Origin of the sequence: Novosphingobium soli (genome assembly GCF_042432915.1) — a bacterium.
Lineage (GTDB): Bacteria > Pseudomonadota > Alphaproteobacteria > Sphingomonadales > Sphingomonadaceae > Novosphingobium > Novosphingobium soli.
Genome location: NZ_JBHLWK010000015.1, coordinates 122,196 through 136,373, shown reverse-complemented (window position 1 = coordinate 136,373; position 14,178 = coordinate 122,196). Strand labels below are relative to the sequence as shown.

The 14,178-nt window shown below is 67.4% G+C and carries 13 protein-coding genes and 1 tRNA gene; 5 read left to right on the top strand and 9 right to left on the bottom strand.

Features of this window, described 5'->3' with window-relative positions:
* Positions 1-89: 89 nt before the first annotated feature.
* From ACFFJC_RS12880 to ACFFJC_RS12870, 3 genes are all read right to left on the bottom strand, one after another.
* Positions 90-1,391, bottom strand: coding sequence for an amidohydrolase family protein (locus ACFFJC_RS12880; protein ID WP_379487884.1), 1,302 nt, complete (start codon positions 1,389-1,391; stop codon positions 90-92).
* Entirely contained in the window at positions 1,388-2,770 is a 1,383-nt protein-coding gene (locus ACFFJC_RS12875) for an amidohydrolase (protein WP_379487883.1), read from the bottom strand. The genes ACFFJC_RS12880 and ACFFJC_RS12875 overlap by 4 nt, the downstream gene beginning before the upstream one ends.
* 67 nt (positions 2,771-2,837) lie before the next feature.
* A complete protein-coding gene (locus tag ACFFJC_RS12870) occupies positions 2,838-4,493 on the bottom strand; it encodes a peptide MFS transporter (protein ID WP_379487882.1) in 1,656 nt (551 codons plus the stop codon).
* Positions 4,494-4,768: 275 nt separating this feature from the next.
* Between ACFFJC_RS12870 and ACFFJC_RS12865 the strand changes: the two genes are divergently transcribed.
* Complete coding sequence (locus tag ACFFJC_RS12865; RefSeq protein WP_379487881.1) at positions 4,769-5,050, top strand: integration host factor subunit beta; 282 nt, start codon at positions 4,769-4,771, stop codon at positions 5,048-5,050.
* A gap of 143 nt (positions 5,051-5,193) precedes the next feature.
* Positions 5,194-5,394, top strand: a complete 201-nt coding sequence (locus tag ACFFJC_RS12860; RefSeq protein WP_379487880.1) for a hypothetical protein — start codon at positions 5,194-5,196, stop codon at positions 5,392-5,394.
* A gap of 90 nt (positions 5,395-5,484) precedes the next feature.
* Here the strand turns inward: ACFFJC_RS12860 and ACFFJC_RS12855 are convergent, their stop codons facing one another.
* A complete protein-coding gene (locus ACFFJC_RS12855; protein WP_379487879.1) occupies positions 5,485-6,066 on the bottom strand; it encodes a hypothetical protein in 582 nt (193 codons plus the stop codon).
* Between the two features lie 386 nt (positions 6,067-6,452).
* Here ACFFJC_RS12855 and ACFFJC_RS12850 point away from each other — a divergent pair.
* Both ACFFJC_RS12850 and ACFFJC_RS12845 read left to right on the top strand, forming a co-directional pair.
* Positions 6,453-6,537: transfer RNA gene (locus tag ACFFJC_RS12850), tRNA-Leu, on the top strand.
* A gap of 235 nt (positions 6,538-6,772) precedes the next feature.
* The gene (locus tag ACFFJC_RS12845) at positions 6,773-7,387 is read left to right on the top strand and encodes a PilZ domain-containing protein (protein ID WP_379487878.1); all 615 of its coding nucleotides are present in this window, start codon (positions 6,773-6,775) and stop codon (positions 7,385-7,387) included.
* A gap of 4 nt (positions 7,388-7,391) precedes the next feature.
* On the opposite strand, the gene msrB is transcribed toward ACFFJC_RS12845, so the two are convergent.
* From msrB to ACFFJC_RS12830, 3 genes are read right to left on the bottom strand one after another with little or no spacing between them, the layout of a single operon-like run.
* Positions 7,392-7,922, bottom strand: a complete 531-nt coding sequence (gene msrB / locus ACFFJC_RS12840) for a peptide-methionine (R)-S-oxide reductase MsrB (RefSeq protein ID WP_379487877.1) — start codon at positions 7,920-7,922, stop codon at positions 7,392-7,394.
* Between the two features lie 52 nt (positions 7,923-7,974).
* Positions 7,975-9,234, bottom strand: coding sequence for an ABC transporter permease (locus tag ACFFJC_RS12835; RefSeq protein WP_379487876.1), 1,260 nt, complete (start codon positions 9,232-9,234; stop codon positions 7,975-7,977).
* Positions 9,231-10,223 (bottom strand): ABC transporter ATP-binding protein, encoded by a 993-nt coding sequence (locus tag ACFFJC_RS12830; protein ID WP_379487875.1) that lies wholly within the window; start codon positions 10,221-10,223, stop codon positions 9,231-9,233. Before ACFFJC_RS12830 ends, ACFFJC_RS12835 begins: the two co-directional genes overlap by 4 nt.
* 79 nt (positions 10,224-10,302) lie before the next feature.
* On the opposite strand from ACFFJC_RS12830, the gene queG reads away from it, so the two are divergent.
* Positions 10,303-11,343: a tRNA epoxyqueuosine(34) reductase QueG gene (queG, locus tag ACFFJC_RS12825; protein WP_379488037.1), complete on the top strand. Its 1,041-nt coding sequence runs from the start codon at positions 10,303-10,305 to the stop codon at positions 11,341-11,343.
* A gap of 55 nt (positions 11,344-11,398) precedes the next feature.
* On the opposite strand, the gene ACFFJC_RS12820 is transcribed toward queG, so the two are convergent.
* Together ACFFJC_RS12820 and ACFFJC_RS12815 are read right to left on the bottom strand one after the other, a co-directional pair.
* Positions 11,399-12,625, bottom strand: a complete 1,227-nt coding sequence (locus ACFFJC_RS12820; protein ID WP_379487874.1) for an NAD(P)/FAD-dependent oxidoreductase — start codon at positions 12,623-12,625, stop codon at positions 11,399-11,401.
* Positions 12,626-12,806: 181 nt separating this feature from the next.
* A complete protein-coding gene (locus ACFFJC_RS12815) occupies positions 12,807-13,913 on the bottom strand; it encodes an NYN domain-containing protein (RefSeq protein ID WP_379487873.1) in 1,107 nt (368 codons plus the stop codon).
* Positions 13,914-14,178: the final 265 nt, after the last annotated feature.

Genomic DNA, 14,178 nt, shown 5'->3' with positions numbered 1-14,178 from the left:
CGCATCCGATCCTCTCGGTCGCGAAGCGATGGGGACGCGGCGCCGACAAAGTCAGTGACGGAGGGGTCAAACCCCTCCGCACATGCCCCCTACCAGACGTACGCCTTGGGCCGGTATGTCTCGTCCAGGTCCTTGTACCGCTCGCGCAGCCGGCTCTGGTGGTTGTCGAGCGGCTGCTTCACCCCGTCGATCCACACCGAGACCGGGGCGGAGGACAGTTCGAGCGGGTCGCCGTCCCACAGCACCGCGTCGCCGACCGCGCCGGGCGCCAGCACCCCGGCCTTCCCCCCCATGCCGCTGATCTCCGCGGGCACCGAGGTGATGGCGGCCAGCGCCTCGCCCCAGGTGAGGCCGGCAGCGCCGGGAATCCGGGTCAGCGCGACGAGGTTGCCGGCCTGCTGCGGCGCATAGCGCGGCTGGTCCGAGCCCGCGAACATGCCGATCGCCACCTTCACCCCGGCCTTCTTCAGCCGGCCCACGTTCGACATCGTCGCCGCCAGCGTCTCGAAGGTGGCGGGCAAGTCGCGCATCGGCATGGTGATGACCGGTACGCCGGCCGCGGCAATCTCCGAGGCGACCAGCCAGCCCTCGGTGGCGCCGACGAGCACGAGCCCGAGCTTCGGGAACTCCCCCTTGAGCGCGAGCACGCTGCGGATGTCGGCGGCGCGCTCCACCCCCACGTAGAGCGGCTGCGTGCCCGCGACGACCGGGGCGAGCGCCAGCGCGTCGGCGCGGGTGAGCAGCACGTCGCCCTGCCGCTGCGCCCCGGGCGCCAGGGTCGCGGCCTCCCGCGCCTCGCGCAGGGCGTTGCGCAACGCGGTGTGTGCCGCGACGCGGCTGCCCCCGGCGAGCCGCGCACCCGATTCGCCAAGCTCGACGAACTGGAAGGCGCGCGGCCGCATGACCAGCGCGGCATCCGCACCCAGGTCGATCAGCGCGCCCTGCCCGGCGAAGATCGAGCCGCCATTGAACGGCGTCACGCTGGCGCGGGTGACACCGCCCTCGCGGCTGACGGCAATGTGCGCGCTCGCGGGGTTGAGCGCCGGCACCACGTCCAGCGCGGCGTTGAAGGGCGACTTGTCGGCCGCCAGGTCGTTGCTGTCGTCGATCGCCTCGACGTCCCACAGCCCGAGATCGGTGACGGCGGAGAAGAGCCCCGGGGTCACCCACTTGCCGGTGCCGTCCACGGCAGGAATACCGGCCGGCACGGGCACTGCGGCCCCGGCGGCGACCACCTTGCCCGCGCGCACCACCAACGTGCCATGCTCGATCGGCGCGCCGCCATCGCCGGTCGCGAGGGTGACGTTGGTGATCGCGAAATCCTGCGCCAGCGCGGCGGGCGCGAAGGACGCAGCCGCCAGCACGGCGGCAACAATCAGGCGGCGGCTCATTTCACGTCTCCTTCGCCGGGCTGGCCGAGTTCGAAGTCGCTCACCGGCTTGCGCCTGGGGTCGTCGGCATCGTACATCAGCGCCCCGTCGATCCAGACCTTCTCGGGCCGCGAATAGACCGAGAGCGGGTTGCCGTTCCACAGCACCACGTCGGCCATCTTGCCCGCCTCCAGACTGCCGGTCTTCTCGCCGATGCCCATGGCCTTGGCGGCGTTGTAGGTGAACCAGCCGATGACCTGCGCATCCGGCACCTCGACGCCGATCCGCCGGCCCGCGGCCTGCGCCCGCGCCGCGGCCTGGTTGAGGCGCTGGATGCCGTTCTCGTCGTCGGAGTGGATCACCACGCAGGCGCCCTGCTTCGCCAGCAGCGCCGCGTTCTCCGGGATGCCGTCGTAGGCCTCCATCTTGAAGCCGTACCAGTCCGCCCAGATCGCCGCGCAGACGTCGTTGGCCTTGAGCAGGTCGCCGATCTTGTACGCCTCCACGGCATGGTGGAAGGCGGTGACCTTGTAGCCCATCTCCTTCGCCATATCGAGGACGAGTGCCATCTCGTCGGCGCGGTAGCAGTGGTTCTGGACGAGGATCTCGCCCTTGAGCACGCCTTCCAGCGTGTCCTTGCCGAGGTCGCGCGTGGCGTGGTCGCCGTCCATGTACTGGCGCGCATCGATCCAGGCCTGCCGGTCGACCGCGAAGTTGCCCATGCGGGTGGAAGGCTTCTGCCCCTTTTCGCCGTAGACGCGCTTGGGGTTCTCGCCGCAGGCCATCTTGAGCGAATAAGGCGCGCCGGGAAATTTCATGCCCTGCACGGTCCGGCTGGCAACGTTCTTGAGCGTTACCGCGCGCCCGCCGATGAGGTTGCCCGAGCCCGGAAGGATCTGCAGCGCGGTGACGCCGCCATTGACCAGCGCGCGGCTGAAGCCCGGGTCCTGCGGCCACACCGAGTGCTCGGCCCAGACGTCAGGGGTGGTGGGCGAGGTCATCTCGTTCCCGTCCGAAAGGGCGTCCACCTGGGGGCTGGGATAGACGCCGAGGTGCGAGTGGATGTCGATCACCCCCGGCGTCACGAACTTGCCGGCGCCGTCGACGCGGTCGTATCCCGCGGGCACGGCCAGGTCGGCCCCGCCGATGGCGACGACCTTGCCGCCTTCGAACAGCACGGTGCCGTTGTCGATCCGCGCGCCCCGGCCATCGTAGATGGTGGCGCCCACCAGCGCCGTGGGACGGCCCGGATAGGGCTTGTAGGTCGAGGCGTAGGGCGTGCCCGCCGGCGCCTGCGCCTTGTCCTTCTTCTTCGCGTCGGCAGCCTGCGCCCCCAGCGCCAGCGCGCCGCCGAGCGCGAGCAGCGACGCCCAGCGCCGCATCGCGGTCGATACCCTCATGACCGTTTCCCCTGTTGCCTCGCCCGTCCCCGGGGACGCCCCCGGGAGCGGGTCTTTCTTCGTGAACTCAGTCGCGGCGCTTGCCCGGATGGAACCCCGCTTCCTGCGCCTCGAGACCCAGCGCGGGCTCTCCGGCCAGGTCGTGGTCGCTCGCCCTGTCGCCCAGGGTGTCGAGGTGCATCCAGCGCCTGACCAGCGGCGACAGCGCCAGCACCGCGACCGACACGCCCAGCGTGACCCAGCCGATCGTGGCATAGATGTCGAGCGTCAGCTGCTTGTCCATGACGCCGCCCTCTCCGCCGGTGGCCTCGCCGATCCGGCCGGCGACGAAGTTGCCCACTGCGGTCATGTAGTACCAGGCGCCCATGATGAAGCTGCCCAGATGCAGCGGCGAGAGCCGCGTCATCGCCGAAAGCCCGACCGGCGACAGGCACAGCTCGCCCGTGGTGTGCAGCGCATAGATCAGGAACACGAACAGCACCGAGGTCATCACCGCCGGATCGCCCGTGCCCGCACCCCACACGAAGACGAGGAAGCCGAGGCCCACCTGCGCCAGCGCGAGCGCGAACTTGGCGGGCGCGGAAGGCTCCAGCCCCTTCTTGCCCAGGTACTGCCACAAGCCGGCGAACATCGGGCCGAACAGGACGATGTAGATCGGGTTGATCGACTGGAACAGGCTGGTGGGCACGCCGCCGCGGTCCACGAACTTGTCGGTATAGAGGCTCAAGGAGCCGCCAGCCTGCTCGAACAGGCCCCAGAAGATCGGATTGAGCGCGACCAGGAAGATGATCGCGAAGATCCGCTCGCGCGCTTCCTTGGGCAGCTTGAACGCCTCGTAGAGCGTGTAGCCCAGCATCGCCACGCCCGAGACGATGAGGAGGTTCTGGATGACGTCGACGTACTGGATCAGGAACCAGATCACCGCGACCGCGCCCGCGCCGACCGCGTAGAGGGTGATCTCGCTCCTCTTGGCCAGCGGCTGGGGCGGCTCGCCCCGGCCGCGCAGGGCGGGCCGGCCGAGCACGAAGATGACGAGGCCCAGCAGCATGCCGATGCCGGCGAGGCCGAAGCCCCAGGACCAGCCGATGGTCTCGCCCAGGTAGCCCACCAGGATCGTGCCCAGCGCCGCGCCGGTGTTCACGCCCATGTAGAAGATCGTGTAGGCCGCGTCGCGCCGGGTGTCGGTCATCTTGTAGAGCTGGCCGACGATCACCGCGATGTTGGCCTTGAGGAAGCCCGATCCGACGATGATCAGCGCCAGCGCCAGCCAGAACACGTTGATCGCCGGGTCCGCCTGCTTGGCAGCCGGGTCGGTGATGCCCTGCAGGCCCTCGTAGGCCATGAAGAGGTGTCCGAGCGCGAGCACGATGCCGCCGAACAGCACGGCCTTGCGCTGCCCCAGCCAGCGGTCGGCCAGGTAGCCGCCGAGCACCGGGGTGATGTAGACGAGGCTGGTATAGGCACCGTAGACCAGGTTGGCCGAGCCGTCGGAGAACAGCCAGAACTTGGTGAGGTAGAGGATCAGCAGCGCGCGCATGCCGTAGTACGAGAAGCGCTCCCACATCTCGGCATAGAACAGCACGAAGAGGCCGCGCGGGTGGCCGACGAACTCTTCGCTCTTGCGCGTGGCGATCACGCCGCCGATCGCGAGCACGGCGAAGAGGGCGACGGCGCCGATCGCGCCGATCCAGTCACCCTCGGTCCAAAGTGCGATGTCCTTCATGCCCTGTGCCTTGCGCCCATTCTTGTTGTTGCCCCCGCCGCGCCCCCGCGAGCGGGTACGGCGAAAGATCCTGAGGTTAGCGGCCAATTCTTCGCTGTAAATGGCCTCTGCCACCGCCAACACGCCATGACAGGCGCAGAAACGTGCACTTTGGCGCATGTCACACAAGGCATTGCGCACGGCCGGCGCTGATGGCATTTTCCCGCAAGATTGCGCGTCTGCGCGCGTAATATCGTGCGCGGGGAACGCACCACTTTTTTGCCGGAGTTATGTCGATGATCAGGTCAGAGCTGCTCCAGGTGCTGGCGAAGGAGAACCCGGACCTGCGCGCCGAGGATGTCGAACGCGCGGTGGATGCCTTCTTCGAGGAAATCAGCCAGCGCCTGGTCGACGGCGGCCGCGTGGAACTGCGCGGTTTCGGTGCCTTCTCCACCCGCCATCGCGAGAGCCGCCAAGGCCGCAACCCGCGCACCGGGGAAAGCGTGGACGTGCCGGAAAAGCGCGTCCCCTACTTCAAGCCCGGCAAGGAAATGCGCGCCCGCCTCAACGTGAGCTGACGCGCGGGCGGACCGGCGCTGCGCCCGCTCGCGCCTGCGCGGGATGGAAGCTCGTCATCCGCACGTCATGGCGGAAACCCTCGAGGGGGCCAGGTGTTGGACAAGGCAGGCGGACCGTTCCGGTCGGCGAGGGAGTTCAGGCTTTGTCCCACAACGGAAGCGATCCGCTGAACGAAGGAGCGTCGGCCCGGTCCACCCGCGGCAGACGGCGCAAGATCCCCTGGATCATCGCCGCGCTGCTCGTGATGTTCCTCATCGCGATGGCCGTCGCCGCGACCTCGATCGGCATCCTGAAGCGACCCAACACCGATCCCGGATCGGTCCAGAAGGCCCCCGCGGATTAAGGTGGCCTAGCGCATTTGCACCGCAGCTTGAGGCGGTCTAAACCCTTGTATGGTTGCGTAGCAAGCTCAAGTGGGATGCACTCATGTGAGCTACGGGGATGGTGCTACCGGCGGCACATCATTAAAATAGGCGAATAGAGAAGCTTCAACCTCAAAAGCTATTTGCCGCACCGTCGCAAGGTGAGCATTGGATGGTGGGGGACGTAAATCCATCGTCTCAGGGTCCGACCCGTTTCCGCCTCGGCCAAAGAACATCGTTCCATGAGCGCTTTCCGCGAGCTCCAAATATGCTGGAACAGAAATCGCTTCGTCAAAGTGAGCGCCGTTGTCCTGATTTCTCATAGACATGATTAAATTTTTTCGAGTTAAAGACAATCCATGCGAATTTTTAAAAATAACCTGCTCCCACCATTCGGAGAATGTCTTATTCTCGAATATCATATCATATGGCATTTTAGAAAGAGGTATGTAGGTCGGCTCGAGTGTCGTTCCGAAAGCGCACATTATTAGTGGAGGATCGCCCATTACAATTTCTTCCGCGGCATGAGAAAGAAATGGCTTTCGGGCGGAAGATTTAAAGGCCATCCCTTTGAGGCCGAGTTGGGACAGTATTGATTTTGCGCGCGAGCGGCCGAGACCATCACTGAGAATAACATAGATGCTGGCGGCCAATCTCTTAGCCTCCCATTCTCTTCCCGCGTCATACGCCTCACATGATGAGCGCAACGCCATCCGCTGTTCAGAAAGTGCAACCTCAACTTCGGCGCGTGACCTGATTCTCATAATCTAGATATCCCGCTCTATTTTATTTTATGAGCCACGCGATTTTGCATTGGCCACTATTTGTCGGAGAAAGTACTTTTTCCTGAATACGGAAATGGCTGACATCCGTCCTCAGCGCCATCCCACGGCTTGAGGAAAGCGGGCGATCGGCGCGGAAACTGTCTTGATATCTTAATGACTTTGCCGAATTCTGGAACGGCGAAAGCGTCCTCTAACCGGATTGCGCTGCGGAACGGCGGCGGCTAAGGCGCGAGAACCAAGCGAAAGCACGGTATGCGGGCGTGGCGGAATGGTAGACGCTGCGGACTTAAAATCCGCTTGGCCTTGCCAGTGCGGGTTCGAGTCCCGCCGCCCGCACCAAGCCCTTCGTGCTTTCGACATCGCCGGCGCCGACTGCGGCCGTGCTGCGCAATGCCTGAGGCAACCCCGCGCTTCGGATGGATACTGCCGGTGTACTGCGACAGCGACAATGCAAGCGATTGCATTTACAAATAAGTAACTTTCGCATGGCTATCCACGCGTCTGCAGCACGACCCGTGCCGGACGCGATGCGCCGCGCATGCCGGAGCGGCTGCACCGGGGGGTAGCGTTCTTCATGACTTTGCCGGACTGCCTGTCCGCAGACCGTGCCGGCGGGGCGGTCGACCAGAGCGTCACGCCGCGTTTCGCGCCGTTGCTGCGTGCGGCGAAGCTGATCGGCGCCAGTGGCGAGTACCTGTGCATCGTGCGCGACGTCTCGGAGACCGGCGTAAGGCTGCGGCTGTTCCATCCGCTGACCGGCGAGCGCCGGCTCGCGCTTGAAGCCACCGCTGGCGAGCGCCTGCCGGTCGAGCGGGTGTGGGAGCGCGAAGGCGAGGCGGGGTTCCGCTTCGTCCAGCCGATCGACGTGACGCATTTCATCGCCGAGGCCGGGCCCTACCCCAAGCGGCCGATCCGCATCGGGGTGGACAGGCCGGCGCGGATCCGCTCCGCAGGCGCTTCCGCGAGCGCGCGCATCCACGACCTGTCGCGGCAGGGCGCGCGGATCGTGACCGACTACCACCTCGCCATCGGCCAGACGCTGCAGATCGAATGCGACGCGCTCCCGCACGTCGAGGCGACCGTCTGCTGGCGCGAGCGGCCCTCCTACGGCCTCGTCTTCCGCCAGCTGATGAGCCTGGAGGACCTGGCGGTTCGCGCCTTCCGCATGCAACCGGGGCAGGCCGCCTGAGGGCTCAGGCGGGGCGGAAGCGCATCGCCGCGCCGTTCATGCAGTAGCGCTTGCCGGTCGGTCGCGGGCCATCGTCGAAGACGTGGCCGAGGTGACCGCCGCAGCGCGCGCAGTGGACCTCGGTGCGCACCATGCCCAGCGTGACGTCGCGCGCGGTCCCGACGCCGCCCGCCAGGGGCTTCCAGAAGCTCGGCCAGCCCGTCCCGCTGTCGAACTTGGTGGCCGAGGAGAACAGCGCATTGCCATCCGCCGCGCAGGTAAAGACGCCCTTGCGGTGCTCGGCGTTGAGCGGCGAGGACCAGGGCCGCTCGGTCCCTTCCTGGCGCAGGATGCGGTACTGCTCGGCGGTGAGACGGCGGCGCCACTCGGCATCGCTGTAGCTCACCGGGAAGGTCTTGGCCTCGGCATCGGAGACGCCGCAGGCGGCGAGCGCGGGCAGCGCGACCCCGGCGCCAAGCCAGCTGAGGGCCTGGCGCCGGCTCGCCACGCTGCGTCCGGGCAAACCGGTCATGAAGAAGTCGGGCATGGGCAGCATCCTCTCGCTCCTGTCATGTGGCGACGGCGGGGGCGGGAAACAATGGTTGCGATCAGCCGCCTGCCCGAGCCCGCCCGCTTTCCCGCCGCCGCCGCCCGAACCGGAGCCGGCGGCCGGTCCCCTGCGGGCCGGACTTCATCACCCGCCGCCGGAACAGGCCCGAGCCCAGCCGCACCAGCACCGCCACCCAGAGCGCCTGCCACAGCACCGCACCCAGGTGCGGGAGCAGTTGCGGCGCCTGCGCCGCGCGCGCCAGCATCGCGAAGGGCGAGCTGAACGGGACCAGGATCGCGGCGATCTCCGTCGCGCTGCCCGGCACCGTCATCGCATAGCTGGCGAAGAAAAACACCAGCAGCTGCAGCATCGTGACCGGCATCGAGAGCGTCTGCACCTCGCGCACCGTGGCCGCCATCGCGCCGATCGCCAGGAACACCGATCCCAGCAGCAGGTAGGCCATGGAGAAGTAGACTACGCCAAGCGCAATCAGCAGCGGCCACCCCACCGCCGGCGCGGGAAGCTGCGGCAGCGCCGACTGCGCCGCCAGGACGAGCGCGCCTCCCACCCCGCCCCACGCTGCGATCCCCACCAGCGACACCCCGAGCATCGCGAAGAGCTTGCCGAGGAACACCGCCTCCATCGGGATCGCGGCCGCCAGCACCTCGATGATCTTGTTGGCCTTTTCCTCGACCAGGTTGGACAGCACCATGCCGGCGAGCATCATCGTCAGGAGGAACAGCAGCGTCTGCGCGCCTTGCGCGGTGCGCAGGCGGTCGCGGCGATTGTCGAGGTCCCCCGACGCGGTCGGCTCCAGCCGCACGGCGGGCCAGGCGAGCGGGCGGCCGTCCCGCGCCTGCGCCGCGATCATCGCCACCGCGCCGCGCCATCGCTCGACGCGCTCGGGCGGTCCGGTCAGCACCGGCGCCGCGGGCGTGCCGGAGAGCACGGCGGCCCACCTGCCCGTGCTTTGCCGGAGAAGCACGGCCGGCGCGAGGTGTTCGCCCGTCTCAGTGCGCCGCGCGGGAACGAGCGGCGGCAGGTCCTCGCCCAGCCGTGCCGCCAGCGCATCGCGCGCGTCGAGCATGGCGGCCGCGTCCTGCGCCGTCATCGCCACGCCGATCGCCGGCCGCTGCGCCGTGCCGTCCACCCGCTGGCTCAGGCTGCCCGCCAGCCCGCCGACGATGACCGGGAACAGCGGCCCCAGCAGGAAGAAGAAGAACGTGCGCGACAGCAGGATGGCGGTGAAGTCCCGCCGCGCCACCACCCAGGCCGCGGCCAGCGTGGAGAGCCGCCCGGAGTGCATGTCGGACGTCATCGGCGCGGCTCCTCGGGCTTCTCCTCGTCGAGCGCGCGGGCGGCGGCCTCGCCGGCGATGGCGACGAAGGCATCGTGCAGGCCGGCGCGCTCGATCGACAGCGAGAGCACGCCCGCCTCGCCGGCGATCAGCGCGCGCAGCAGCGGCTCGATCCCCGTGTCCGGAAGCGCGAAGTGCCAGAAGCGGCCTTCCCGCCGCGCCTCGGCGGGGAGCGCGGCGCGCCAGGGGCCTTCCGCCGCGCGCGTCTCCAGCCGCACTTGCGCGGGGATGCGGTCGCGGGCGAGGTCGACCGGGCCGGCGAACGGCACCCGCCCTCCGGCGATGATCGCCACCTCGTCGCACAGGCGCTCGGCATGGGCGATGACGTGGGTGGAGAAGATCACCGTCACCCCGTCCTCGGCCAGGCCGCGCATCATCCGCTCCAGCTTGCCCTGGTTCAGCGCGTCCAGGCCCGAGAAGGGCTCGTCGAAGACCACCAGCCGCGGCCGGTGGACCAGCGTGCCGAGGATTTGCACCTGCTGCGCCATGCCCTTGGAGAGCTGCCGGATCTGCCGGTCGGCGGCATGGCCCAGGCCGTGGCGTTCGAGCAGCTCGTGCGCGCGGCGCCGCCCTTCTCCCAGCGGCAGGCCGCGCAGGGCGCCGAGGAAGGCGATCGCCTCGGTCGCCTTCATCGCGGGATAGAGGCCGCGCTCCTCGGGCAGGTAGCCGATGGCGTGGGCGACCGCGTGCGGACGCTCGGCGCCGAGGATGCGCCGGTAGCCCGAATCGGGGTCGATGATGCCCAGCAGCATGCGCAGCGTCGTCGTCTTACCCGCGCCGTTGGGCCCGAGGATGCCGTAGACCGCGCCTGCCGGGACCGCGAGGTCGACGCCGTCGACCGCCGTGACCCCGTCGAAGCGCTTCACCAGGGCGCGCGCCTCGATCGCGAGCTCCGACGCGGGACGCAATCCATTGCCGGTCAACCGACGATCTCCTACTTGCGCATCCATGACGCCTCCCGGCCCTAGCACGAGCGCCCCCGATCGCGCAGACCCGGTTAAGACGGCGCTAAGCGCGTTCGTGCGGGACGTGGAAGCGCAGGCGCGGGCGCTCGGCTTCTGCGCCTTCGGCATCGCCCCGGCCGCGCCCGACGCGGTGCGCACCGCGCGGCTGGACGCCTGGCTCGCGGCGGGCATGCACGGGACCATGGGCTGGATGGAGGAGCGCGCGCACCAGCGCCGCAGCCCGCAGGACCTCTGGGCCGAGGCGCGCAGCGTGATCGCGCTAGGGATGAGCTACGCGCCCGCGGCCGATCCGCTGCAGCTGGCCGCCGCGCCGCAGGTCGGCCGCATCTCCACCTATGCGCAAGGGGCGGACTACCACGATACGGTGAAAAAGGCGCTCAAGCACCTGGCCCGCTGGATCGTCGCCGAGGGCGAGGCCCGCAAGGTGGCGGAGACGGTGGGCGTCAAGGTCTTCACCGATACCGCCCCCGTCATGGAGAAGCCGCTGGCGGCGCACGCCGGCCTCGGCTGGCAGGGCAAGCACACCAATGTCGTCAGCCGCGAGCACGGCAGCTGGCTGTTCCTGGGCGAGATCTACACCACGCTGGAGCTGCCGCCCTCGCGCCCCGCGAACGACCGCTGCGGATCGTGCCGCGCCTGCCAGGACGCGTGCCCTACCGCCGCCTTCCCCGCGCCCTATCGCCTCGATGCGCGGCGCTGCGTGAGCTACCTGACGATCGAGCACAAGGGGCCGGTGCCCGAGGACCTGCGCGAGAGGCTGGGCAACCGCATCTACGGCTGCGACGACTGCCTGGCGGTCTGCCCCTGGAACAAGTTCGCGCAGACCGCGCACACCATGCGCGCCTTCCTGCCCCGCGCCGAGCTGGCCGCGCCCGACCTTGCCGACCTGCTGACGCTGGACGATGCGGGTTTCCGGGCGCTGTTCTCGGGCAGCCCGGTCAAGCGCATCGGGCGCGACCGCTTCGTGCGCAACTGCCTCTACGCGGCGGGGAACAGCGGGCGCGCCGCGCTGCTGGCGCAGGTCGAGCCGCTGCTGGCGGACGCAGATCCGGTGGTCGCCGAGGCGGCCCGATGGGCCCGCGCGAAGCTTCTAGCGTGCCCTTAGCGGGCCGTTAGCGCGCGGTTAGCGTGGAGACAGGGCGCGCGCCCCTCTCCCGCCGCTACACCAGTTCCTTGAGCGGCGTGCCCGCGTCGGCCAGCGCCGCCAGGTCGGGCGCGGCGCCGGCTTCCACCAGCTTGCGGCCCTGGACGTAGTCCTTGACCGCGTTGACGCAGTCGAGCGCCACCACTTTGCCATCCTTGAGGTAGACCACCGAGAAGGCCCGCTCCTCGGGGTTGCCGCGGATCACGGTCCGGTCGAAGCCCAGGTTGATGCCGGCGGTCTGGAGCCGCAGGTCGTATTGGTTCGACCAGAACCAAGGAAACGCCTTGTAGGGCTTGCTGTCACCGCAGATCGCCTTGGCGACGCAGGTCGCCATGTCGTTGGCGTTCTGCACCGATTCGACGCGCATCACGGTGCCGCCGGCATAGTCGCAGGCGAAGGCCGCGCAGTCGCCGATGGCATAGACGTCCGGAAGCGTGGTGCGGCAGTATTCGTCCACGTCGACGCCGTTGGCGCCGCTCGCCCCCGCCAGGATCAGCGGGCCCACCGCGGGGACGATGCCGATGCCCACGATCACCGCTTCCGCCGCGATCACGTCGCCGTCGGCCAGCTTCACCCCGGTGACGCGGTGCCCGTCGCCCACCAGGCAGTCCACCGCCACGCCGGTGCGCAGGTCGACCCCGTGGTCGCGGTGCTCCTTCTGGTAGAACGCCGAGAGCTCCTCGCCCGCGACGCGCGCCAGCACGCGCGGCAGCGCCTCCAGCAGCGTGACCTCGAGCCCCATCTTCGACAGCACCGCGGCTGCCTCAAGCCCGATGTAGCCGCCGCCGATGACGACGATCTTGCGCGTCCCCGCATCGACCTCCGCCATCAGCGTGTCGCAGTCCTCGCGCGTGCGCACCGCATGAACGCCCGCCAGCTCCGCGCCCGAGCACGACAGCCGCCGCGGATCGCCGCCGGTGGCCCAGACCAGCGTGCCGTAGCCGAAGGCCTGGCCGTTGGAGAGCGTCAGCACCTTCGCGGCAGGATCGACCTTGGTGACCTCGGTGCCGAGCTTGAAGTCGATCTCCTTCTCGGCCCAGAACGTCGGCGGGCGGATGTAGAGGCGATCGAAGGTCTTCTCGCGCGCGAAGTACTCCTTGGAGAGCGGCGGGCGCTCATAGGGGTGCTCCGGCTCGCGGCCGATGACGGTGACGGTTCCGGTGAACCCGTTCTGGCGCAGGGCGATGGCGCATTGCGCCCCGCCATGTCCCGCTCCCACGATGACGACGTCTGCTGTGTCCATGAACGGGGGAGTTCCCGCAATTTCGCGGCGCGGTCAATGCCCTCCGGCGAAATCTCGTTACCCGGACCGGTATCCATCGCTGTCCCGCGCGGCGTGCAGGCCGAAGCGGTCGGGACGCGTGACCGATTGTCCGGGCGCGAAACGGCGGCGAGGGGTGTAGCGCGGACTCTGGGTCCGTCTTTCAGCCACCCGCCTGGCGCTCGCGCATCATTGCCAGATAGGCCCACTGCAGCGTTACATCACGCATTGCGGGGTTCTTGGCTGCTATGAATACGGCAGGCAGGCTGGCAAGCAACCGCTGATTGGCTAAGTCAAAGAAGGCGTCACGCCCGGCAGATTCAATCAGGCGATGTGAGACGCGACCCTCCAGCCCACACACGAAAACCGCCTTGCCCTCAGCGTGGACACGCTCGATCAAAGGGAAGAAATCCATGTCGTTGGTCATGAACACGAAGGCGTCTACTTTGTCAGCACGCAGATCGTCCATCACCTGCATGATAAGGTCGCAGTCGACACCCTTCTCCCCGAAATCGCTCAAGTCCTTTCGCCAGTGAACTTTGCTTTCTCCCAGACGAGAATAGTACCCCACTCTGTCGGAAACTGCGTCGTAAAAGCGCTCCGTGAAGTCGAAATCGATCGGACCGCCGATCGAACCATCCCTATTCCTATAATGAATTATCCCAGTCGGAAGCGTCGAGAGGTTTCGTTCGATCCAAGCAATGCGCGAGGTATCACCCATGCGACGGGCAACCAACAGTTCTCGGTTTAAATTATCGACTTCTCGCGCACGATCGATCTTCTTTGTTGTGTATATTGTCCCGTCGCAGAAGACATCAAGGTAGTGGGTGGCCTCCCACTCCTCCTCGGAAGCGGGAAACAGTGCCTCTAGGAGATTATGCCGGCCTTCTTCCAGTTCGATGTTGAGCGGGTTGGATTGGTTCACCAGCAACGCATTCGGACGGATGGGCGTGCCCTGTGCTCGATAGCGGTCCTCCATGGACGCCACCACGTGCAGCTCGACAAGCGCCAAGCAAAAACTGATGAGTTCGGCGTAAACCTCAGGATTCGGCGGTGAGTGAAACGTGTCGTATAGGCGCTTGTGCAGCGCGACGTCGCCCTTCGCGTCGCTACGCAGGTGCTCATAGAGCTCCTTGTCCCCCAAGTCATAGAGCACATCGGCGCTCCTCTTGGCGCCATAGCCATCAATGTAGACGCCAATGTTCAGCGCAATCGGCTTGCAGCCGTCCACACTTTGCTTCTCGATGGCGTGGCCGGAAATGCGCTCCACTCGTTGATCCCCATTATTAGTCACGCACAGAGTCTGACACCGGGCCGCCGCCGTGTCGATGCAGGACCGCAATAGGTCGAGCATAAAACACGTCATCGCTTCAGGGTGCTGAAACCGACATGGTTGTTCAGCCAACCCTCCCGCGCCGTAACTATTGACGCCATTCCAAAGATGTAAAGACCGACCATCGTATTCATGGTCGTCTAACACTGACATGTCGCAGATAGATAAACGTTTGGTTTCGCAGAGCTGTCACTCTAGACTG

What these genes read in the sequence shown, in the direction of transcription:
- ACFFJC_RS12880 (WP_379487884.1), bottom strand. Translation starts at nt 1,391, where the DNA reads ATGAGCCGCCGCCTGATTGTTGCCGCCGTGCTGGCGGCTGCGTCCTTC.
- ACFFJC_RS12875 (WP_379487883.1), bottom strand. Translation starts at nt 2,770, where the DNA reads ATGAGGGTATCGACCGCGATGCGGCGCTGGGCGTCGCTGCTCGCGCTC.
- ACFFJC_RS12870 (WP_379487882.1), bottom strand. Translation starts at nt 4,493, where the DNA reads ATGAAGGACATCGCACTTTGGACCGAGGGTGACTGGATCGGCGCGATC.
- ACFFJC_RS12865 (WP_379487881.1), top strand. Translation starts at nt 4,769, where the DNA reads ATGATCAGGTCAGAGCTGCTCCAGGTGCTGGCGAAGGAGAACCCGGAC.
- ACFFJC_RS12845 (WP_379487878.1), top strand. Translation starts at nt 6,773, where the DNA reads ATGACTTTGCCGGACTGCCTGTCCGCAGACCGTGCCGGCGGGGCGGTC.
- msrB (WP_379487877.1), bottom strand. Translation starts at nt 7,922, where the DNA reads ATGCTGCCCATGCCCGACTTCTTCATGACCGGTTTGCCCGGACGCAGC.
- ACFFJC_RS12835 (WP_379487876.1), bottom strand. Translation starts at nt 9,234, where the DNA reads ATGACGTCCGACATGCACTCCGGGCGGCTCTCCACGCTGGCCGCGGCC.
- ACFFJC_RS12830 (WP_379487875.1), bottom strand. Translation starts at nt 10,223, where the DNA reads ATGGATGCGCAAGTAGGAGATCGTCGGTTGACCGGCAATGGATTGCGT.
- ACFFJC_RS12820 (WP_379487874.1), bottom strand. Translation starts at nt 12,625, where the DNA reads ATGGACACAGCAGACGTCGTCATCGTGGGAGCGGGACATGGCGGGGCG.